Here is an 18,622-nt window from a genome sequence, read left to right as displayed (position 1 = left end):
ATGAGTATGGTTACTGACGCTTCCAGCAGCAAAATTCAGGTACGCGATCTGAACTTCTACTACGGCAAATTCCATGCGCTGAAGAACATCACGCTGGATATCGCCAAGAACAAGGTCACCGCGTTTATCGGCCCCTCCGGCTGCGGCAAATCCACCCTGCTGCGCACCTTCAACAAGATGTACCAGCTGTACCCGGAACAGCGTGCGGAAGGCGGCATCCTGCTGGACGGCCAGAACATCCTGACCGACAACTCGGATATCGCGCTGCTGCGCGCCAAGGTCGGCATGGTGTTCCAAAAGCCGACGCCGTTCCCGATGTCGATTTACGACAATATCGCCTTCGGCGTTCGCCTGTTTGAAAAGCTGTCGCGCGCCGATATGGACGAGCGCGTGCAGTGGGCGCTGACCAAGGCGGCGCTGTGGAACGAAACCAAGGACAAGCTGCACCAGAGCGGCTACAGCCTCTCCGGCGGCCAGCAGCAGCGTCTGTGCATTGCCCGCGGCATCGCCATTCGTCCGGAAGTGCTGTTGCTGGATGAGCCTTGCTCGGCGCTGGATCCGATTTCCACCGGCAAGATTGAAGAGCTGATCAGCGAACTGAAGGCCGATTACACCGTGGTGATTGTGACGCACAACATGCAGCAGGCGGCGCGCTGCTCCGACTCTACCGCATTTATGTATCTGGGCGAGCTGATCGAGTTCAGTGATACTGATAACCTGTTCACTGCGCCGCAGAAAAAGCAGACTGAAGACTACATCACTGGCCGTTATGGTTGATAGGAAGCATCATGGATAACCTGAATTTAAACAAACACATTTCCGGCCAGTTCAACGCAGAGCTCGAGCATATCCGCACCCAGGTGCTGACCATGGGCGGGCTGGTGGAGCAGCAGCTGACCGACGCCATCACCGCGATGCACAATCAGGATGGCGAGCTGGCCAAGCGCGTGATCGAAGGCGACGCCAAGGTCAACATGATGGAAGTGGCGATCGACGAAGCCTGCGTGCGCATTATCGCCAAGCGCCAGCCGACCGCCAGCGATCTGCGTCTGGTGATGGCGATCATCAAAACCATTTCCGAACTGGAACGCATCGGCGACGTGGCGGACAAGATCTGCCGCACCGCGCTGGAGAAGTTCTCGCACCAGCACCAGCCGCTGCTGGTCAGCCTGGAGTCGCTGGGGCGCCACACCGTGCAGATGCTGCACGACGTGCTGGACGCGTTCGCGCGCATGGATCTGGACGAAGCGATCCGTATTTACCGGGAAGATAAAAAGGTCGACCAGGAATACGAAGGCATCGTGCGTCAGCTGATGACCTACATGATGGAAGATTCGCGCACCATTCCGAGCGTGCTGACCGCGCTGTTCTGCGCCCGTTCTATCGAGCGTATCGGCGATCGCTGCCAGAACATCTGCGAATTTATCTTCTATTTCGTCAAAGGACAGGATTTCCGTCATTTGGGCGGCGACGCCCTGGAAAAGCTGCTGTCTCCGGGCGGTAAAGACGAAAAAGACGACTAACCCTTTCCGGGTAATATCCTTCCAAGGCGCGGTTTCTCGCGCCTTTATTCCATCTTAAGCGCGTAAAGATAAAAAGGTTATAAATATAGCTTTTTATATTATTTCCTGACCTATGTGGCGCTTGCTAGCTTATCCGCCAGCAGGACATCAACCACTTAGGAGCTCTCTATGAAACATCGCGCTTTGGCCTTAACGTTGTTAGCCAGTCTGACCGGCCTCGCCGCCGGCGCCGCGCACGCGGACAAACTTGACGATATCAAGCAAGCCGGCGTGGTGCGCATCGCGGTGTTCGACAGCAATCCGCCGTTCGGTTACATCGATCCGCAGAGCAAGAAGCTGGTGGGCTACGATGTGGATGTCGCCGACGCGATCGGCAAAGCGCTGGGGGTGAAAGTGGAGCTGCGCGCCACCAACCCGGCCAACCGCATTCCGCTGCTGGTGTCGAAGAAGGTTGACCTGATTGCCGCCAACTTCACCATTACCGACGAGCGCGCCAAGGAAGTGAACTTCAGCGTGCCGTATTTCGCCACCGGCCAGAAATTCATCGCCCGCAAAGGCGTATTGAAAACCCCGGAAGACATCAAGAAGCTGCGCATCGGCGCGGACAAGGGCACGGTGCAGGAAATCACCCTGCGCGAGCGTTTCCCGACGGCGAAAGTGATCTCCTACGATGATACCCCGCTGGCGTTCGTGGCGCTGCGTAACGGCAACGTGCAGGCGATCACTCAGGACGACGCCAAGCTGGTCGGCCTGCTCGGCAACCTGCCGGCGGCGCAAAAGGCGGAGTTTGAAATTTCGCCGTTCAGCCTGACCAAAGAGTATCAGGGCGTCGGCATTCCCAAGGGTGAAGATCGCCTGACCGCCGCGGTGAACGAGACGCTGATCAAGCTGGAAAAAGACGGTGAAGCGGTTAAGATTTACGATCGCTGGTTCGGGCCGGAAACCCAATCCGCCCAGCCGCGCGGCGATTTCAAAATCGCGCCTTTGGATCAGCAACCAAAAGCCTGACTTAACCGCTTGCGGTGAGATAGGCACGGAGGGGCGCAGCTTGCTGCGCCCCTGATGCATTCTGCAAGACAAGGATTGAACATGAATCTGGACTGGCTGCTGGCGCCGCAATACCTGAGCTGGCTGTGGCACGGCTTTCTGCTGACGCTGTGGCTTTCCGCCTGCGCGGGCCTGGCGGCCACGCTGCTGGGCTTCGTGCTGGCGGCGATGCGCGACAGCAGCCTGCGGCCATTGCGCTGGCTGGCGATGGGCTACAGCTCGCTGTTTCGCAATACGCCGCTGCTGGTGCAGCTGTTCTTCTGGTACTTCGCCGCCGGGCAGATCTTGCCGTCCGCCGCCATGCAGTGGCTGAACAGCGCCCATCAGATCGGCCCGCTTGAGTGGCCGTCGTTCGAGTTTCTCGCCGGTTTCTTCGGCCTGACGCTGTACTCCACCGCCTTTATCGCCGAAGAGATCCGCTCCGGCATTCGCGGCGTCGCCGGCGGACAGAAATATGCCGCTCAGGCGCTGGGGCTGACCGGCTGGCAGGCGATGCGCTATGTGGTGCTGCCGCAGGCGCTGAAAATCGCGCTGCCGCCGCTGTTGGGGCAATACATGAACGTGATCAAGAACTCGTCGCTGACCATGGCGATCGGCGTGGCTGAACTCTCTTACGCCTCGCGTCAGGTCGAAACCGAAACCCTGCGCACCTTCCAGGCGTTCGGCGTGGCGACGGTACTGTACATCGCCATCATCGCGCTGCTGGAAGGCTGGGGCATGTGGCGACAACAGCGTAAACCGCTGGGAGGGCATTGAGATGGATTTCAGCGTGATTCACGACAACCTGGGCTACCTGCTGTGGGGCACCTGGCCGGATGGGCCGCTGGGCGGCGCGGCGCTGACGTTGGCGATCAGTCTGATGGCCGGGGTCGCCTCGGCGGTGCTCGGCACCCTGCTCGGCGTGGCGCTGGCGATGTCGCGCGGCATCGCCGCCGGGCTGCTGGCGGCGGTGTTGGGCTTTTTCCGCGCCATTCCGGTCATCATGCTGATCTTCTGGACCTATTTCCTGCTGCCGATGGTGTTTGGCGTAGAGATCCCGGAAATCACCACCGTCGTGTGCGCGCTGGCGCTGATCGCCTCGGCCTATCTGGCCCATGCGGTGAAAGCCGGCATCGCCGCGATCGGCCCCGGCCAATGGCAGGCCGGGCTTTCTCTGGGGCTGACCCGCTGGCAGACGCTGCGCATGATCGTGCTGCCGCAGGCGCTGCGCATGATGGTGCCGTCGTTCATCAACCAGTGGATTTCTCTGATCAAAGACACCTCGTTGGCTTATATCGTCGGCGTTGGCGAACTGACCTTCCTGGCGACCCAGGTCAACAACCGCAGCATGGTCTACCCGATGGAAGTGTTCCTGTTCGTGGCGCTGGTCTATTTCGTGTTCTGCCTGGCGCTCGATCTGCTGGCCAACGCGGTCAACCGCCGCTTCGGCGCGCAAACCCGCGCGCTGAAGCGCTCCTGGCGCTGGTGGCGCAACAAGCCGCCGTTGCCGGCCAGTTAATCGGCCGTCAGCCGCCAGCCGCGTTCGCGCCACAGCGCGGGCAATTGAGCCAGGTCGTCAAACGTTGTCACCAGCGGGTGGTCGATCGGCGGGTTATGCGGATCGGCGCAGAAATAAAAGACCGGGATGCCGGCATTGATGCCGGCCTGCGCGCCGGCGGGTGAATCGTCCACCAGGATGCAGCGCGTCACCGGCACCTGCATCTGTTCGGCGGCGTGAAACACGATCGCCGGATCCGGCTTCCAGCGCTGAATGTCATAGCCGCTGAACAACCGGTCATCAAAATAAGGCAGCATGCCGGTCAGGCCGAGCGAGTGCTGCATCTTGCTGACCGGCCCGTTGGAGACGGTGCAGACTGGCACCGTCACCTGCGCCAGCAGCTCGCGGGCGCCGGCAATCTGCTGCAGCTCGCTGTCGAACAGCCGCGCCACTTCCTGCCGATACAGCGGCTCCAGCGTCTCTTTTGCCAGGTCAGTGCCCTGCTCGGCGTTGACCCGATCGATGATCTCGTACAGCTTCACCCCTTTGTATTTCTTGAACACCTCTTCCAGCGACAGATGAATGCCGTAGCGGGCGAACATGTGCACATAGGCTTTGCTGCACAGCACTTCGCTGTCCACCAGCGTGCCGTCGCAGTCGAACAAAATGCAGTCAATCTGATTCATGCGGGACAGGTTCCTTGGGTTAACGCCGCTGAGGCGACTCAGCGATCACTTGATCAGGTTACGCGCCTTGAGATCGTGCAAAATCAGCGCGGCGACGTGTGAGCACTGCGGCAGATCGCGGCTGTCGCACCATTTCAGCTCGGCGATTTCGGCGGCCGGCTGCAACTGCCCGGTAAAGTCGGCCTGGTAGCAGCGAATGCGCACCAGGGTGCCGTCCTGCTTGCCGTCTGCCGGGCCGGAGAACTCGCCGTAAAATGCGATGGAGTTCGGCTGCAGCGCGACGGTCAGCTCTTCGTCGATTTCGCGGCACAGCGACTGTTCGTCGGTTTCACCCGCTTCGCGCTTTCCGCCCGGCATATAAAACAGCGTCTTGTTGTGCGAGCGCACCAGCGCCACTTTGTCATCTTTCAGCGCGATCAACGCCAGCTTATCGATAAAGGTCGAAGACATGCGGATTCCTGTTTGTTAACGGATAGGGAAAGAGGGGGCGATAGGCCATTTTATCGGCCGTGCCGGCAAACGGCAACGCAATGGGCGGTCGGGGGATGAATGTCTGTAAATACAATCCGTTGACGCATTTAGCCGTAAAGACGGCGAAAAAAACCTGTGACCGGCGTCAAAAGCCCCACTTTTTGTTATAGGATAGCCGGCGACTGTCCATTCCCATTTTCGGAATTCTGATAATGACCAAACCAGTATCTGGCCTTGACGCTGAGCAAGGCTTGCTTGGGCGCGTGTTTAAACTCAAGCAACATGGCACGACGGCGCGTACGGAAACGATTGCCGGTATCACCACCTTCCTCACCATGGTGTATATCGTGTTCGTTAACCCGCAAATTTTGGGCGCGGCGGGCATGGATACCCAGGCGGTATTTGTCACCACCTGTTTGATCGCCGCCTTCGGCAGCATCTTTATGGGCCTGCTGGCGAACCTGCCGGTGGCGTTGGCGCCGGCGATGGGGCTGAACGCTTTCTTCGCCTTCGTGGTGGTCGGGGCGATGGGCATCTCCTGGCAGGTGGGCATGGGCGCCATCTTCTGGGGCGCGGTCGGCCTGCTGCTGCTGACCATTTTCCGCATTCGCTACTGGATGATCGCCAACATTCCGGTCAGCCTGCGCGTCGGCATCACCAGCGGCATCGGCCTGTTCATCGGCATGATGGGGCTGAAAAACGCCGGCATCGTGGTGGCCAACCCGGACACCTTGGTGACCATCGGCAGCCTGACCTCGCACAACGTGCTGCTGGGGGCGCTCGGCTTCTTCATCATCGCCGTACTCTCTTCGCGTAACTTCCATGCGGCGGTGCTGGTGTCGATCGTGGTCACCACCCTGATCGGCTGGATGCTGGGCGACGTGAAATACGGCGGCCTGTTCTCGCTGCCGCCGAGCATTACCTCGGTGGTGGGCCAGGTCGATGTGGCCGGCGCGCTGAACATCGGGCTGGCCGGGGTCATCTTCTCGTTTATGCTGGTGAACCTGTTCGACTCCTCCGGCACCCTGATCGGCGTCACCGATAAAGCCGGCCTGACCGACAACCAGGGTAAGTTCCCACGCATGAAGCAGGCGCTGTACGTTGACAGCATCAGCTCGGTGGCCGGTTCGCTGGCGGGCACCTCTTCCGTGACCGCTTATATCGAAAGCTCATCCGGCGTCGCCGTCGGCGGCCGCACCGGTTTGACGGCGGTGGTCACCGGCCTGCTGTTCCTGCTGGTGATCTTCCTGTCGCCGCTGGCGGGCATGGTGCCGGCGTATGCCGCCGCCGGCGCGCTGATCTACGTCGGCGTGCTGATGACCTCCAGCCTGGCGCGGGTGAAATGGGACGATCTGACCGAAGCGGTGCCGGCGTTTGTCACCGCGGTGATGATGCCGTTCAGCTTCTCGATCACCGAAGGCATCGCGCTCGGCTTTATCTCCTACTGCGTGATGAAGCTGGGCACCGGCCGCTGGCGTGAAATCAGCCCGTGCGTGGTGGTGGTGGCGCTGCTGTTCGTGCTTAAGATTGTCTTCGTCGACGGCCATTGACAGCCAAAGGGCCGACGGCGGTCGGCCCTGAATCCCTAGACGCCCGGCGTCGCATCCGGCGCCTGATCCAACACCCACTGCAACGGCCGTCTGAAGCGCGCCTGCCAGCTGCCGGCGGCATCCTCTCCCTGGGCGAAGTGCAGCGTCTGCACCTGATTATCCTCCCCGAACAGATTGGCGAAGTGCAACGCCAGCGCCTGCTCGCTGAAGGTCTGCCGATCGTAATACGCCATCACGATTTTCTTTTTCGCCGCCAGCGACTGCTGGGCCGGCTTGATCTCGCCGTGGGGGGCGATCAGGAGCGCGCCGGCATAATACTGCGGGTATTTCGCGAGCAGGTTGGCGGCATGCAGCGCGCCCTGGCCGCGAGCGCTGAGATAAATTCGTTGGGGATCCAGCTTTAGCTGCGGGGCCAGCTGTTGCACCGTGCGCTGCAGGGCGGTTTGGGTGCTCTCGTCGCTGTAATTTGACCAGCGGAAGCTGTTTTCCGACAGCATCTGCGTGCCGTTGATCTCGATGTAGGCCACGCCCATTTCGCCGAACAGCAGCCGCTCCTCGGGGCTGATGGCGGCGGCTTTGCCGTAGGTATGCAGGAAGATCACCGTTGGCCAGCCTGCGGGCGGCGCTTCGCCGTCCGGCACCGCGTAGCTGGCTTTGCCTTCATACTGACGGGCATGCTGCAGATAGCGCGCTTTGGTGACGGCCAAAATGGATTGGTAAGTGGCGGAGTGTTGGATGCTGTTGAAGGCGTCGTCCTCCAGCAGGTTGTAGTAGTACCACAGGCCGCGGTCGGCGCTCAGCTGCAGGTAACGCTCCGCCAGTTCGGTTTGCCCTTTCTCCGCCGACGACACCGCCAGCTGGTAGGGCGCCCAGACGTTGCGGCCGTCTTCGCGCATCAGCGTCAGGTACAGCGACATGGCGCCGAGCTTTTTGTCTTCCTGGGTTTGCGCGGAACGCGACAGTTGGGCGTTGAGCGCGCTGTGCGCCGGCAGCTCCAGCGGCTCTTCACCGGCGGGATAACGCATGTCTGCGGCGAAGGCGGGACTGGTGATGGAAACGAAAAATAACGCTAAAATGAAAAAATACATGATGCTATGGCTTTAATTTCAATAAATTGACGGACGTCATGTCCTGTTGCGGCGCCCAGCGGGCGCCGCGAGACCTTCACTCCACGCGGCGAATAAAATCGCTGAACGCGGACAGCTGGCCGGTCAGGAAATCCAGCGTTCCCTGATCGCTCAGTTCACCGGCCTGTTCATCGACCTTGCTCTGGATCACGCCTCCCATAAACTCAGGCTTGTTCATTACCATCGCATCGAGGAACACCAGGATCTGGCGCAGATGGTATTGGCAGCGCGCGCCGCCGATCGGCCCCATTGAGCTGGTTTGAATGGCGACCGGCTTGCCGGCCAGCGGCTGATTCGGTACGCGAGACAGCCAGTCGATGGCGTTCTTCAACCCGCCGGGCACGGAATAGTTATATTCAGGGGTGACGATGATCACGCCGTCGGCCTGGCGGATCTGCTCGGCGATCGCCTCGACCGCGGCAGGGAAGCCTTCACCCTGTTGCATGTCGGCGTCGTACAGCGGGATATCGCGGATGGAGGGCAGCGCTTCAATGGTGACGCCCTGCGGGGCCAGGCCAGGCAGGGCGCGGGCCACCATGGCGTTGTAGGAGCCTTTGCGCAGGCTGCCGAGTAGAGTGACGATTTTTAGGGCTTGGTCTGACATGGTGATTCTCCCTTTCGAATGAGCAGATTCAGCGTACAACATGGGCGAATAGTAGGCTAAAGCGCGGGTCGAGAATAGGCGATTGCTCAACATTTAGCTGTCTTTACAATTTAATCCAGTAACTGGTGCGGTAAAGATCGCGTTATCCGCTTTGCGCCGCGTCAACCTGGCGTCTTCAGGCCCGTCAGTTTAACGAAGCGTGAGGATGCCGCCGGGCTGCGCGGCGAGATTTCCCCGTCTTTGTGCAGGCCGCCGCGCTCTTCATAGCGCCAGCACAGCAGGCGATCCAGCCCGGGGCTGCCGGCGCAGGCCCAGCTCAGATATTCGTCGGCGTCGCTCATCACCTGAACGTCCGGCGTGGCGCTGGAGCGCAGGTGGCCGGAGAAGGGATGCAGACGCAGCGTAGACTGGCCGCTGTTGCCGAGGCCGGAAATTTTCAGCACGCTTTGCCGAATGCTCCACAGCTGAGTCTCCGCCTCCAGCCGATCGTCCTGCGCGCCGATCCAGGCGCTTTCCGCCGGCGTCTGGTGCGCGTTCTGCAGCGCGCTTTGCCGGCTGCCGCGCGCCCGCATCACTTCGATATCCAGTCCGACTTTGCCTTCGTCGCTGAGCAGCACGCCCACGGTGTTGCTGGCATAGGCGAGGCTAAAATCGGGCAGCTGATGGTCGGCGAAGCAGGGGCGGCCGGTGGGCGTGGTGGCTATAGGGGGAAGCGTCGGCAGGCCGTACAGATAGAACATCATTTCGGCGAGCAGAATGCGCCCTTGCAGGTAGCGCGTGCGGCGCTTAACGGAAAAGGTGCGGGTGGCGGCTATCACTTCGTCGGCGAGTCTCTGGGTATCCAGGACAGCGGAGGCCGGGGTCCATCGGGCAAAATGACACGCCATTGTTCGCTCCATGACAGAGGGTCGCTAAGAACGCAGGGGGGTTAGATTAAGACTAAGTTGAGGATTTATCATCAAAAAACACTATGCGTTTTATCCGATTTGTTGCCGATTTCAGTGATGAACGGCGCAGGCGTTATTCCAGGATCCAGCTATCGCCGGTGGCCGGCGCGATACCTTCCGGCAGCCATAGCCGGCCCCACGCGCCGGTACAGTGGCAACCCATGATCTTTTCCGGCTGGTGCTGCCGTAAAAAACGGCGGACGCGCCAGAGCGTGCGCGGGGAAGCGCAACGCAGATGAAAACCGCCAATCAAGGCGTGGATCCGATCGATCCCGGTGATTTTCTGGCAGTGGCGCACGATATTCACAATCCCGCGATGCCCGCAGCCGGTCACGATCACCAGACCGCGATCCGATTTGTAAATCAGCACCCCTTCGTCGATAACGTAATCCACCGCCGCGTTTTCCCCGGTAATCACCCCGTAGGCGCGCGGTGCGGGCACGGCGATTTCACCTGACCACATAAAGCGATCGCCGATCGCCAGCGGCTCGCGGCTGTAGTGCATGTTATGGCGCGAGTAGTCGATGTCCAAAGAGAGCTTTTTGATTTTGTGGGTGTGGCCCAGCACCTTCAGCGCCGCATAGCGCTCATCGCCGACCTGCGGGTGGCAGATGATGCGGCTGTTGTCCGGCAGCCAGGCGACGCCGCCGCAGTGGTCATAGTGGCCGTGGGAGAGCACCGTCGCGGTGATACGGGAGAGATCGACGCCCATCAGCGCCGCATTACGCAGGAAGCTGTCGTCGGGGCCGGTGTCGAACAGTATGGAGGTCGTCTCGTCCTCAATCAGCAGGCTTAACCCGGCCTTGGCCTGCAATAGCGGGTTGGCGCCGGCGGCGCGGCGGTTTTCCAGCAATACCTTGAGGGTTAACGCCATGTTGACTCGTTCCTGAGAAAGACACCTGACCGTCCAGTATATCGCGGGCAGTTGCGGCGGCGCTGTGAGTCAGCGCGCAGAGCGAGAGCGGGAAAGAAAAACGGCCGGAACAGGGGGCCCCGGCCGTGAAGGCGTCTGGCAGCGCGTTATTTACCGATACAGAAGCTGGAGAAAATGCGGCCCAGCAGGTCGTCGGAGGTGAATTCGCCGGTGATTTCGCTCAAGGCCAGCTGCGCCTGGCGCAGTTCCTCGGCCAGCAGCTCGCCCGCGTAAGCGCTCACTAACTGTTCTTTGCCCTGCACCAGATGCTGCGCCGCCAGTTCCAGCGCCTGCAGGTGGCGACGGCGCGCCAGGAAGCCGCCTTCCATGTTGCTGGTGAAGCCCATGCTCTGTTTCAGATGATCGCGCAGCACATCGACGCCTTCGCCGGTGCGGGCCGACAGGCGAATAAGTGAGTGGTTATTCACTTCCGTCAGGCCCAGCGTTTCACCGGTGATGTCGGCTTTGTTGCGCACCACGGTGATCGGCAGCGTGCCCGGCAGGCGCGCCATAAACTCCGGCCAGATCTCCGCCGGCTCGGTGGCGGCGGTGGTGGTGCCGTCCACCATAAACAGCACCCTGTCGGCTTGTTCGATCTCGTTCCAGGCACGTTCGATGCCGATACGCTCCACTTCGTCGCTGGCGTCGCGCAGGCCGGCGGTGTCGATGATGTGCAGCGGCATGCCGTCGATATGGATATGTTCGCGCAAGACGTCGCGGGTGGTGCCGGCGATATCGGTGACGATCGCCGCCTCGCGCCCGGCCAACGCATTGAGCAGGCTGGATTTACCGGCGTTGGGGCGCCCGGCGATCACCACCTTCATTCCTTCGCGCAGCAGGCTGCCCTGGCGCGCTTCGCCGCGCACGCTGTCCAGATCCGCCATGACGTCGTTGAGCTGCGCCTCGATTTTACCGTCGGACAGGAAGTCGATTTCCTCGTCCGGGAAGTCGATCGCCGCTTCCACGTAGATTCGCAGGTGAGTGAGCGCTTCCACGAGCTGGTGGATGCGGGTGGAAAATGCGCCCTGCAGCGAGTTCATCGCCGAACGCGCCGCCTGCTCGGAGCTGGCGTCGATCAGATCGGCGATCGCTTCGGCCTGCGCCAGATCGAGTTTGTCGTTGAGAAACGCGCGCTCGGAGAACTCGCCGGGCCGGGCGATGCGCACGTCGGGCAGCGCCAGCACGCGCTTGAGCAGCAGATCGAGGATCACCGGCCCGCCGTGGCCCTGCAGCTCCAGCACGTCTTCGCCGGTAAAGGAGTTTGGCCCCGGAAACCACAGCGCGATGCCCTGATCGAGGGTGGCGCCGGCGGCGTCGCGGAACGGCAGATAGTCAGCGTAGCGCGGCTTCGGCAGCTTGCCGAGCAACGCCTGGGCGACGTCTTTGGCCTTGCTTCCGGAAATGCGCAGAATGCCGACGCCGCCGCGTCCCGGCGGGGTGGCTTGGGCTACGATGGTATCGGTGGTGCTCATAACGGTTCTCTCTGACGATTAAGATGCAAAAAGGCGGTCTAATGACCGCCTTTGGTGTGACTGCAAGGGTCGGCGCGCCGAACCCCTACACTACGCTTAGCTTTTTTTCTTGTCGCGGCTGTGCAGACCGCGTTTTTCCAGACCACGGTAAATCAGCTGCTGCTGCAGGATGGTCACCAGGTTGCTGACGATGTAGTACAGCACCAGACCGGACGGGAACCACAGGAAGAACACTGTGAAGATCACCGGCATGAAGGTCATGATTTTCTGCTGCATCGGGTCAGTCACGGTGGTCGGCGACATCTTCTGAATGAAGAACATCGTCACGCCCATCAGGATTGGCAGGATGTAGTACGGGTCCTGCGCCGACAGGTCATGGATCCACAGGGCGAACGGCGCGTGGCGCAGTTCGACTGAACCCATCAGCATGTAGTACAGCGCCAGGAAGATCGGCATCTGAATGATCAGCGGCAGACAGCCGCCGAGCGGGTTCACTTTCTCCGCCTTGTACAGCGCCATCATCTCTTGGCTCATGCGCTGTTTGTCATCGCCGATGCGCTCGCGCATCGCCTGCAGCTTCGGCTGCAGCATGCGCATTTTCGCCATCGAGGTGTACTGCGCCTTGGTCAGCGGGTACATGATGCCGCGCACGATGAAGGTGATGATGATGATGGAGAAGCCCCAGTTGCCGATAAAGCCGTGGATGAACTTCAGCAGTTTGAACAGCGGCTGGGAGATGAACCAGAGCCAACCGTAATCCACGGTCAGATCCAGGTGTGGCGCCAGCTGAGCCATCTGGTCCTGCAGCTCCGGGCCGACCCACAGGGTCGCGTTCAGCTGTTGCTGAGCGCCCGGCTGCACCACGACCGGTGTAGATTTGAAGCCGATGGTGGACAGGTTGTCACCCGGTTTGGCGGTGTAGAAGGTGTTGTCACCCTTGGTCGCCGGCACCCACGCGGTGGCGAAGTACTGCTGCAGCATCGCAACCCAACCGTCTTTGGTGGTGACGCTCAGGTTTTCGTCTTTGTCGAACGCGTATTTCTGGTACTTGTCCTCGCTGGACGAGTACGCCGCGCCGCGGAAGGTGTGCAGCGCGAAGTTGCTGCTGCCGGTGTCACGGTGCTTAGGCAATTCGGTGGTCTGCTTCAGCTGGCCGAACAGGGTCAGCTCCAGCGGCGTCGCGCCTTTGTTGTCGATGCTGTAATCCACGCCGACCGCATAGTGGTTGCGTTTGAGCACGAAGGTCTTGGTGTAGATCGCGCCGTCTTTACCGGTGTAGGTCAACGGGATGCGCAGCTCGTCCTGGCCTTCCGGCAGGGTGTAGCTGTCTTGCGCCGCTTGGTACAGCGGGCGTTCGCCGTTGGCCGGGTTGTCCGGGCCGTTTTTACCGGTCAGGCCGCTTTGCGCCTGATAGACGAACGACGGGGTGGTTTCCAGCAGTTGGAACGGAGTCGATGAACCCAGAGTATCCGGGTAGGCCAACAGTTTAGCCTGCTCGATATCGCCACCACGGGTGTTGATGGTCAGTGACAGCACGTCGGTGTTCACGGTAATCAGCTTACCCTGACCACTGGCTGGCACGGCCTGGCTGGCGGCATCACCGGCTACTGCGTTCGAAGTCTGTTGCGTGGTCTGTGCGGCCGGCTGCGGAGCGTTGTCCGTTTGCCATGCCTGCCAGATCATGAAAGACACGAACAGCAGAGCGATGAGGAGAAGATTGCGTTGCGAATCCATCGTTAGTGTTCTCTGTTATCGTCGGTTTTTGGCGGCACCGGATCATCGCCACCTGGGTTCAAAGGGTGGCATTTTAATACGCGTTTCAATGCTAACCAACTGCCTTTTATCATGCCAAACCTGCTTAATGCCTCAATTGCGTAATGAGAGCATGTCGGCTGGAAGCGACAACGAGGCCCTAGCAGCGGGCTGATGACGAGCTGATAGGCCCGCACCAGCCCGATCAGGATGCGGGAGCCTGGCGACAGTGGCGACGCCATAATTTATCCAAAGCTTCCGTCAGCGCGCGGTTATCCAAATCCGCTATCCCCTTTTTGGCCACCACGACAAAATCCATCGCCGGTAATTCGTGCTGACGCAGGCGGAAGCTTTCGCGGGTTAGGCGTTTGATCCGATTACGCTCGTGCGCGCGTTTGACGTGTTTTTTGGCGACGGTAAGACCGATGCGGGGATGCCCCAGCTGGTTCAGGCGGCCGAGGATGGTGATTTGCGGCGTGCCAGCCCGTTGTGGCTGCTGGAAGACGAAAGTGAAATGAGTGGGAGTTAACAAACGTAACTCCCTGGGAAAAGCGAGCTTAACCACTCAGCGGGTTAGCTTTATTACTTAGAAACAGTCAGACGAGCACGGCCTTTCGCACGACGGCGGGCCAGAACTTGACGACCATTTTTGGTGGCCATACGAGCACGGAAACCGTGGCTACGGTTGCGCTTCAATACGGACGGTTGGAAAGTGCGTTTCATAGCGATTTCTACCTAAACTTAAAATAATTACTGATCAGTAAACGCGTTTGGCTACTCGGCGTGAAGATGACCGACGCCTCAATCGCAATACATAAAGAAGCGGGATTGTAATAATTGTACAGTCCTGAGTCAATTCGCATCGCGCCAGCCTACCTGGTTGTCTGCCAATAACGGAACAAAATCCGCTCTTGGCCCGTGGTCACCGCAGAATCCTGTCTGGCTAATGACGCACCATAAGGAACCAGGTATCACACGTAGGGCGAAGATTATACGGACTCGGGGTGAAATCGCAAGGATCCCCGTGAGATCCTTTGCGCGCGATCGCAGGATCCGACGTGGATAACAGGGTATAACCGGTTGACAATGTAAAAAACGCGGCGCAGCGGCCGGGATCTGCGCGGTCATTCGGCGCTGGCGGCGAAAAGATCGCCGCCGGCCGCGGCCTGTGGATAAAATGGATCTAATCTGTGAGGAAGGGGAGGATCTCTTGCGCGGATTGCGCTATGATCCGTCATTCCGATCGCGATCCCTCATGCCGGGATCGTGAGGGACACAAACCGTGAAAGGCGGTTCGCATCCCCCACAGGCAAACAGCCGATGCCGGGTATGTGTCAAAAATCATGAGTTATAAAAAAGTTGCCCGTTTCTTTTCTTTATTGATCTTGTTCGAGTGGAGTCCGCCGTGTCACTTTCGCTTTGGCAGCAGTGTCTTGCCCGATTGCAGGATGAGTTACCTGCCACAGAATTTAGTATGTGGATTCGCCCATTGCAGGCGGAACTGAGTGACAACACCCTGGCGCTGTACGCGCCTAACCGTTTTGTGCTGGATTGGGTTCGCGATAAGTACTTAAACAACATCAATGGTCTGCTGAATGATTTCTGCGGCACGGATGCGCCTTTGCTGCGTTTTGAAGTCGGCAGCAAGCCGATCACGCAGGTGATCAGCCAGACCGTGACCGCCAGCGTCAGCAGCGCCCCTGCGGCTCCGGCGGCGCGCACGGCCGCGCCTTCGCGCCCGAGCTGGGACAACGCTGCGGCGCAGCCCGAGCTCTCTTACCGCTCCAACGTCAACCCTAAACACACCTTCGACAACTTCGTCGAGGGTAAGTCCAACCAGCTGGCGCGCGCGGCGGCTCGCCAGGTGGCGGACAATCCGGGCGGCGCCTACAACCCTTTGTTTCTGTATGGCGGCACCGGCCTGGGTAAAACTCACCTGCTGCACGCGGTGGGCAACGGCATCATGGCGCGCAAGGCCAACGCCAAAGTGGTCTACATGCACTCGGAACGCTTTGTGCAGGACATGGTCAAAGCGTTGCAGAACAATGCCATCGAAGAGTTTAAGCGCTACTACCGTTCGGTCGACGCGTTGCTGATCGATGACATCCAATTCTTTGCCAACAAGGAGCGTTCGCAGGAAGAGTTCTTCCATACCTTTAACGCCCTGTTGGAAGGCAATCAGCAGATCATCCTGACTTCGGATCGCTACCCTAAAGAGATCAACGGGGTGGAAGATCGTCTGAAGTCCCGCTTCGGCTGGGGGCTGACGGTGGCGATCGAGCCGCCGGAGCTGGAAACCCGCGTGGCGATCCTGATGAAAAAGGCCGACGAAAACGACATTCGCCTGCCGGGCGAAGTGGCGTTCTTCATCGCCAAGCGCCTGCGTTCCAACGTGCGTGAGCTCGAAGGGGCGCTGAACCGCGTGATCGCCAACGCCAACTTTACCGGCCGGGCCATCACCATCGATTTCGTGCGCGAAGCGCTGCGCGATCTGCTGGCGCTGCAGGAAAAGCTGGTCACCATCGACAATATCCAAAAGACGGTGGCGGAGTATTACAAGATTAAAGTCGCGGATTTGCTGTCCAAGCGGCGTTCGCGATCCGTTGCCCGCCCGCGCCAGATGGCGATGGCGCTGGCGAAGGAACTCACCAACCACAGCCTGCCGGAAATCGGCGATGCGTTTGGTGGCCGCGACCATACCACGGTGTTGCACGCCTGCCGGAAGATCGAGCAGCTGCGTGAGGAAAGTCACGACATCAAAGAAGATTTCTCCAATTTAATCAGAACATTATCTTCATAGCGCTATGAAATTTATCGTTGAACGTGAGCATCTGCTAAAACCGCTGCAACAGGTGAGCAGCCCGCTGGGCGGCCGCCCGACCTTGCCGATCCTGGGCAACCTGCTGTTGCAGGTGACGGAAGGCTCCCTGCTGCTGACCGGCACCGATCTGGAGATGGAGATGGTGGCGCGCGTCGCCCTGTCCCAGCCGCACGAGCCGGGCGCGACGACTGTGCCCGCGCGCAAATTCTTTGATATCTGCCGTGGCCTGCCGGAAGGGGCGGAGATTGCCGTCACGCTGGAGAGCGAGCGCATGCTGGTGCGGTCCGGCCGCAGCCGCTTCTCGCTGTCCACGCTGCCCGCGGCGGACTTCCCGAACCTGGACGACTGGCAGAGCGAGGTGGAGTTCACCTTGCCGCAGGCGACGCTGAAGCGCCTGATCGAAGCCACCCAGTTCTCGATGGCCCATCAGGACGTGCGTTACTACCTGAACGGCATGCTGTTTGAAACCGAAGGCGAAGAGCTGCGCACCGTCGCGACCGACGGCCACCGCCTGGCGGTGTGCTCGATGCCGATCGGCCAGCAGCTGCCGTCGCATTCGGTGATCGTGCCGCGTAAAGGGGTGATGGAACTGGTGCGTCTGCTGGACGGCGGCGATTCGCTGCTGCAGCTGCAGATCGGCAGCAACAACATCCGCGCCCACGTTGGCGATTTCATCTTCACGTCCAAGCTGGTTGACGGCCGTTTCCCGGACTATCGCCGCGTCTTGCCGAAGAATCCGGACAAAACGCTGGAAGCCGGCTGCGATCTGCTCAAGCAGGCGTTCGCCCGCGCGGCCATTCTCTCGAACGAGAAATTCCGCGGCGTGCGGCTGTACGTCAGCCAGAACCAGCTGAAGATCACCGCCAACAACCCGGAGCAGGAAGAGGCGGAAGAGATCCTCGACGTCAGCTACGACGGCGCGGAGATGGAGATCGGCTTCAACGTCAGCTACGTGCTGGACGTGTTGAACGCGCTCAAGTGTGAAGACGTGCGCCTGCTGTTGACCGACTCGGTCTCCAGCGTGCAGATCGAAGACGGCGCCAGCCAGGCGGCGGCCTACGTTGTCATGCCAATGCGGTTGTAGTCTCGTTACCTTGAATTACAGCACCGTCATCGGTAAAGAGATTGCATGGCTCTGACGCGTTTATTGATTAAAGACTTCCGCAATATCGAGGCGGCGGATTTGGCGCTTGCGCCGGGATTCAACTTCCTGGTCGGCGCCAACGGCAGCGGCAAGACCAGCGTGTTGGAGGCGGTGTATACGCTCGGCCATGGCCGCGCCTTTCGCAGCCTGCAGGCCGGTCGGGTCATTCGCCACGACCAACCGGAGTTCGTGCTGCACGGCCGCATCGAAGGCGCGGAGCGCGAGCTGTCGGTAGGATTGAGCAAGAGCCGTCAGGGTGACAGCAAAGTACGCATCGATGGCAGCGACGGCCACAAGGTGGCCGAGCTGGCGCAGCTGCTGCCCATGCAGCTGATCACCCCCGAAGGTTTTACCCTGCTGAATGGCGGGCCGAAATTCCGGCGCGCCTTCCTGGACTGGGGCTGTTTTCATAACGAACCCGGTTTTTTCACCGCCTGGAGCAACCTGAAACGGTTACTGAAGCAGCGCAATGCCGCGCTGCGCCAGGTGAGTCGCTATGCGCAGATCCGCGCCTGGGATCAGGAACTGATCCCGCTCGCGGAGCGCATCAGCGAATGGCGGGCGGAATACAGCGACGCGATCGCCGCGGATATCACCGCGACCTGCGCGCAGTTTCTGCCTGAATTTGCCCTGAGCTTCTCCTTCCAGCGCGGCTGGGACAAAGAGAGCGACTACGGCGAGCTGCTGGAGCGCCAGTTTGAGCGCGACAGGGCGTTGACCTATACCGCGGTGGGGCCGCATAAAGCGGACTTTCGCATTCGTGCCGACGGCACGCCGGTAGAGGATTTGTTATCGCGCGGTCAGCTTAAGCTGCTGATGTGCGCGTTGCGCTTGGCGCAGGGTGAGTTTCTCACCCGGCAGAGCGGGCGGCGTTGCCTGTATCTGATTGATGATTTTGCCTCCGAGCTGGACACCGGCCGTCGCCGGTTGCTGGCCGATCGCCTGAAAGCCACCCAGGCCCAGGTTTTTGTCAGCGCGGTCAGCGCTGAACAAGTGACCGACATGGCCGGTGAAAAGGGCAAGATGTTCCGCGTGGAACAGGGTAAAATAGAGGTTCAACCACAGGACTAAAATGAGCGAGAAACGTT

Annotated in this window: 20 protein-coding genes; 9 read left to right on the top strand and 11 right to left on the bottom strand. The window is 60.3% G+C overall.

Features of this window, described 5'->3' with window-relative positions; translation table 11 throughout:
* Nucleotides 1-6: 6 nt before the first annotated feature.
* The 5 genes from pstB to ACMGF7_RS07840 all read left to right on the top strand — a co-directional run bounded on the left by pstB (nucleotide 7) and on the right by ACMGF7_RS07840 (nucleotide 4,068).
* Nucleotides 7-777 (top strand): phosphate ABC transporter ATP-binding protein PstB, encoded by a 771-nt coding sequence (pstB, locus tag ACMGF7_RS07860; protein ID WP_016929614.1) that lies wholly within the window; start codon nucleotides 7-9, stop codon nucleotides 775-777.
* Between the two features lie 11 nt (nucleotides 778-788).
* Nucleotides 789-1,523 (top strand): phosphate signaling complex protein PhoU, encoded by a 735-nt coding sequence (gene phoU / locus ACMGF7_RS07855; RefSeq protein WP_004933833.1) that lies wholly within the window; start codon nucleotides 789-791, stop codon nucleotides 1,521-1,523.
* Between the two features lie 168 nt (nucleotides 1,524-1,691).
* Entirely contained in the window at nucleotides 1,692-2,531 is an 840-nt protein-coding gene (locus ACMGF7_RS07850; protein ID WP_019455482.1) for an ABC transporter substrate-binding protein, read from the top strand.
* Nucleotides 2,532-2,612: 81 nt separating this feature from the next.
* Complete coding sequence (locus ACMGF7_RS07845) at nucleotides 2,613-3,326, top strand: amino acid ABC transporter permease (protein WP_015376137.1); 714 nt, start codon at nucleotides 2,613-2,615, stop codon at nucleotides 3,324-3,326.
* Nucleotide 3,327: 1 nt separating this feature from the next.
* Entirely contained in the window at nucleotides 3,328-4,068 is a 741-nt protein-coding gene (locus tag ACMGF7_RS07840; protein WP_015376138.1) for an amino acid ABC transporter permease, read from the top strand.
* Here the strand turns inward: ACMGF7_RS07840 and yieH are convergent.
* Nucleotides 4,065-4,733 (bottom strand): 6-phosphogluconate phosphatase, encoded by a 669-nt coding sequence (yieH, locus tag ACMGF7_RS07835; RefSeq protein WP_004933845.1) that lies wholly within the window; start codon nucleotides 4,731-4,733, stop codon nucleotides 4,065-4,067. The genes ACMGF7_RS07840 and yieH overlap by 4 nt on opposite strands.
* 45 nt (nucleotides 4,734-4,778) lie before the next feature.
* Nucleotides 4,779-5,183, bottom strand: coding sequence for an NUDIX hydrolase (locus tag ACMGF7_RS07830; protein ID WP_420286413.1), 405 nt, complete (start codon nucleotides 5,181-5,183; stop codon nucleotides 4,779-4,781).
* Between the two features lie 233 nt (nucleotides 5,184-5,416).
* On the opposite strand from ACMGF7_RS07830, the gene ACMGF7_RS07825 reads away from it, so the two are divergent.
* Nucleotides 5,417-6,754: an NCS2 family permease gene (locus ACMGF7_RS07825; RefSeq protein WP_004933851.1), complete on the top strand. Its 1,338-nt coding sequence runs from the start codon at nucleotides 5,417-5,419 to the stop codon at nucleotides 6,752-6,754.
* Nucleotides 6,755-6,789: 35 nt separating this feature from the next.
* Here ACMGF7_RS07825 and ACMGF7_RS07820 read toward each other — a convergent pair whose 3' ends face one another.
* The 9 genes from ACMGF7_RS07820 to rpmH all read right to left on the bottom strand — a co-directional run bounded on the left by ACMGF7_RS07820 (nucleotide 6,790) and on the right by rpmH (nucleotide 14,292).
* Nucleotides 6,790-7,842 (bottom strand): hypothetical protein, encoded by a 1,053-nt coding sequence (locus tag ACMGF7_RS07820; protein ID WP_049240391.1) that lies wholly within the window; start codon nucleotides 7,840-7,842, stop codon nucleotides 6,790-6,792.
* A 76-nt stretch (nucleotides 7,843-7,918) separates the two neighbouring features.
* Entirely contained in the window at nucleotides 7,919-8,485 is a 567-nt protein-coding gene (locus ACMGF7_RS07815; protein WP_004933859.1) for an NADPH-dependent FMN reductase, read from the bottom strand.
* Nucleotides 8,486-8,646: 161 nt separating this feature from the next.
* Complete coding sequence (locus ACMGF7_RS07810) at nucleotides 8,647-9,372, bottom strand: 4'-phosphopantetheinyl transferase family protein (RefSeq protein ID WP_004933861.1); 726 nt, start codon at nucleotides 9,370-9,372, stop codon at nucleotides 8,647-8,649.
* A 133-nt stretch (nucleotides 9,373-9,505) separates the two neighbouring features.
* Entirely contained in the window at nucleotides 9,506-10,306 is an 801-nt protein-coding gene (locus ACMGF7_RS07805) for an MBL fold metallo-hydrolase (RefSeq protein ID WP_049240390.1), read from the bottom strand.
* 146 nt (nucleotides 10,307-10,452) lie between these two features.
* The gene (gene mnmE, locus ACMGF7_RS07800; protein WP_033649555.1) at nucleotides 10,453-11,817 is read right to left on the bottom strand and encodes a tRNA uridine-5-carboxymethylaminomethyl(34) synthesis GTPase MnmE; all 1,365 of its coding nucleotides are present in this window, start codon (nucleotides 11,815-11,817) and stop codon (nucleotides 10,453-10,455) included.
* 96 nt (nucleotides 11,818-11,913) lie between these two features.
* Complete coding sequence (yidC, locus tag ACMGF7_RS07795) at nucleotides 11,914-13,551, bottom strand: membrane protein insertase YidC (protein ID WP_004933876.1); 1,638 nt, start codon at nucleotides 13,549-13,551, stop codon at nucleotides 11,914-11,916.
* Between the two features lie 2 nt (nucleotides 13,552-13,553).
* The gene (gene yidD / locus ACMGF7_RS07790) at nucleotides 13,554-13,811 is read right to left on the bottom strand and encodes a membrane protein insertion efficiency factor YidD (RefSeq protein WP_004933881.1); all 258 of its coding nucleotides are present in this window, start codon (nucleotides 13,809-13,811) and stop codon (nucleotides 13,554-13,556) included.
* Nucleotides 13,775-14,134, bottom strand: coding sequence for a ribonuclease P protein component (gene rnpA / locus ACMGF7_RS07785; protein WP_004933883.1), 360 nt, complete (start codon nucleotides 14,132-14,134; stop codon nucleotides 13,775-13,777). Before rnpA ends, yidD begins: the two co-directional genes overlap by 37 nt.
* Before the next feature lie 17 nt (nucleotides 14,135-14,151).
* The gene (gene rpmH / locus ACMGF7_RS07780; RefSeq protein WP_000831330.1) at nucleotides 14,152-14,292 is read right to left on the bottom strand and encodes a 50S ribosomal protein L34; all 141 of its coding nucleotides are present in this window, start codon (nucleotides 14,290-14,292) and stop codon (nucleotides 14,152-14,154) included.
* A 682-nt stretch (nucleotides 14,293-14,974) separates the two neighbouring features.
* Here rpmH and dnaA point away from each other — a divergent pair.
* The 3 genes from dnaA to recF are packed head-to-tail and all read left to right on the top strand — an operon-like array spanning nucleotide 14,975 to nucleotide 18,605.
* Nucleotides 14,975-16,369 carry a chromosomal replication initiator protein DnaA gene (dnaA, locus tag ACMGF7_RS07775; protein ID WP_004933889.1) on the top strand — a complete coding sequence of 465 codons (1,395 nt, stop codon included), beginning with the start codon at nucleotides 14,975-14,977 and terminating at the stop codon, nucleotides 16,367-16,369.
* 4 nt (nucleotides 16,370-16,373) lie between these two features.
* Nucleotides 16,374-17,474: a DNA polymerase III subunit beta gene (gene dnaN, locus ACMGF7_RS07770; protein WP_004933892.1), complete on the top strand. Its 1,101-nt coding sequence runs from the start codon at nucleotides 16,374-16,376 to the stop codon at nucleotides 17,472-17,474.
* Nucleotides 17,475-17,519: 45 nt separating this feature from the next.
* Nucleotides 17,520-18,605, top strand: a complete 1,086-nt coding sequence (recF, locus tag ACMGF7_RS07765) for a DNA replication/repair protein RecF (RefSeq protein WP_004933895.1) — start codon at nucleotides 17,520-17,522, stop codon at nucleotides 18,603-18,605.
* The last annotated feature ends 17 nt before the right edge of the window (nucleotides 18,606-18,622 follow it).

Origin of the sequence: Serratia sp. BNK-17, from assembly GCF_048684935.1 — a bacterium.
GTDB classification, from domain to species: Bacteria; Pseudomonadota; Gammaproteobacteria; order Enterobacterales; family Enterobacteriaceae; genus Serratia; species Serratia nematodiphila.
This window is presented reverse-complemented; position numbering and strand designations above follow the sequence as displayed.

Excerpts from the sequence above, each read along its gene's own strand:
- pstB (WP_016929614.1), top strand. The coding sequence starts at position 7 with ATGGTTACTGACGCTTCCAGCAGCAAAATTCAGGTACGCGATCTGAAC.
- phoU (WP_004933833.1), top strand. The coding sequence starts at position 789 with ATGGATAACCTGAATTTAAACAAACACATTTCCGGCCAGTTCAACGCA.
- ACMGF7_RS07850 (WP_019455482.1), top strand. The coding sequence starts at position 1,692 with ATGAAACATCGCGCTTTGGCCTTAACGTTGTTAGCCAGTCTGACCGGC.
- ACMGF7_RS07845 (WP_015376137.1), top strand. The coding sequence starts at position 2,613 with ATGAATCTGGACTGGCTGCTGGCGCCGCAATACCTGAGCTGGCTGTGG.
- ACMGF7_RS07840 (WP_015376138.1), top strand. The coding sequence starts at position 3,328 with ATGGATTTCAGCGTGATTCACGACAACCTGGGCTACCTGCTGTGGGGC.
- yieH (WP_004933845.1), bottom strand. The coding sequence starts at position 4,733 with ATGAATCAGATTGACTGCATTTTGTTCGACTGCGACGGCACGCTGGTG.
- ACMGF7_RS07830 (WP_420286413.1), bottom strand. The coding sequence starts at position 5,183 with ATGTCTTCGACCTTTATCGATAAGCTGGCGTTGATCGCGCTGAAAGAT.
- ACMGF7_RS07825 (WP_004933851.1), top strand. The coding sequence starts at position 5,417 with ATGACCAAACCAGTATCTGGCCTTGACGCTGAGCAAGGCTTGCTTGGG.
- ACMGF7_RS07820 (WP_049240391.1), bottom strand. The coding sequence starts at position 7,842 with ATGTATTTTTTCATTTTAGCGTTATTTTTCGTTTCCATCACCAGTCCC.
- ACMGF7_RS07815 (WP_004933859.1), bottom strand. The coding sequence starts at position 8,485 with ATGTCAGACCAAGCCCTAAAAATCGTCACTCTACTCGGCAGCCTGCGC.
- ACMGF7_RS07810 (WP_004933861.1), bottom strand. The coding sequence starts at position 9,372 with ATGGCGTGTCATTTTGCCCGATGGACCCCGGCCTCCGCTGTCCTGGAT.
- ACMGF7_RS07805 (WP_049240390.1), bottom strand. The coding sequence starts at position 10,306 with ATGGCGTTAACCCTCAAGGTATTGCTGGAAAACCGCCGCGCCGCCGGC.
- mnmE (WP_033649555.1), bottom strand. The coding sequence starts at position 11,817 with ATGAGCACCACCGATACCATCGTAGCCCAAGCCACCCCGCCGGGACGC.
- yidC (WP_004933876.1), bottom strand. The coding sequence starts at position 13,551 with ATGGATTCGCAACGCAATCTTCTCCTCATCGCTCTGCTGTTCGTGTCT.
- yidD (WP_004933881.1), bottom strand. The coding sequence starts at position 13,811 with ATGGCGTCGCCACTGTCGCCAGGCTCCCGCATCCTGATCGGGCTGGTG.
- rpmH (WP_000831330.1), bottom strand. The coding sequence starts at position 14,292 with ATGAAACGCACTTTCCAACCGTCCGTATTGAAGCGCAACCGTAGCCAC.
- dnaN (WP_004933892.1), top strand. The coding sequence starts at position 16,374 with ATGAAATTTATCGTTGAACGTGAGCATCTGCTAAAACCGCTGCAACAG.
- recF (WP_004933895.1), top strand. The coding sequence starts at position 17,520 with ATGGCTCTGACGCGTTTATTGATTAAAGACTTCCGCAATATCGAGGCG.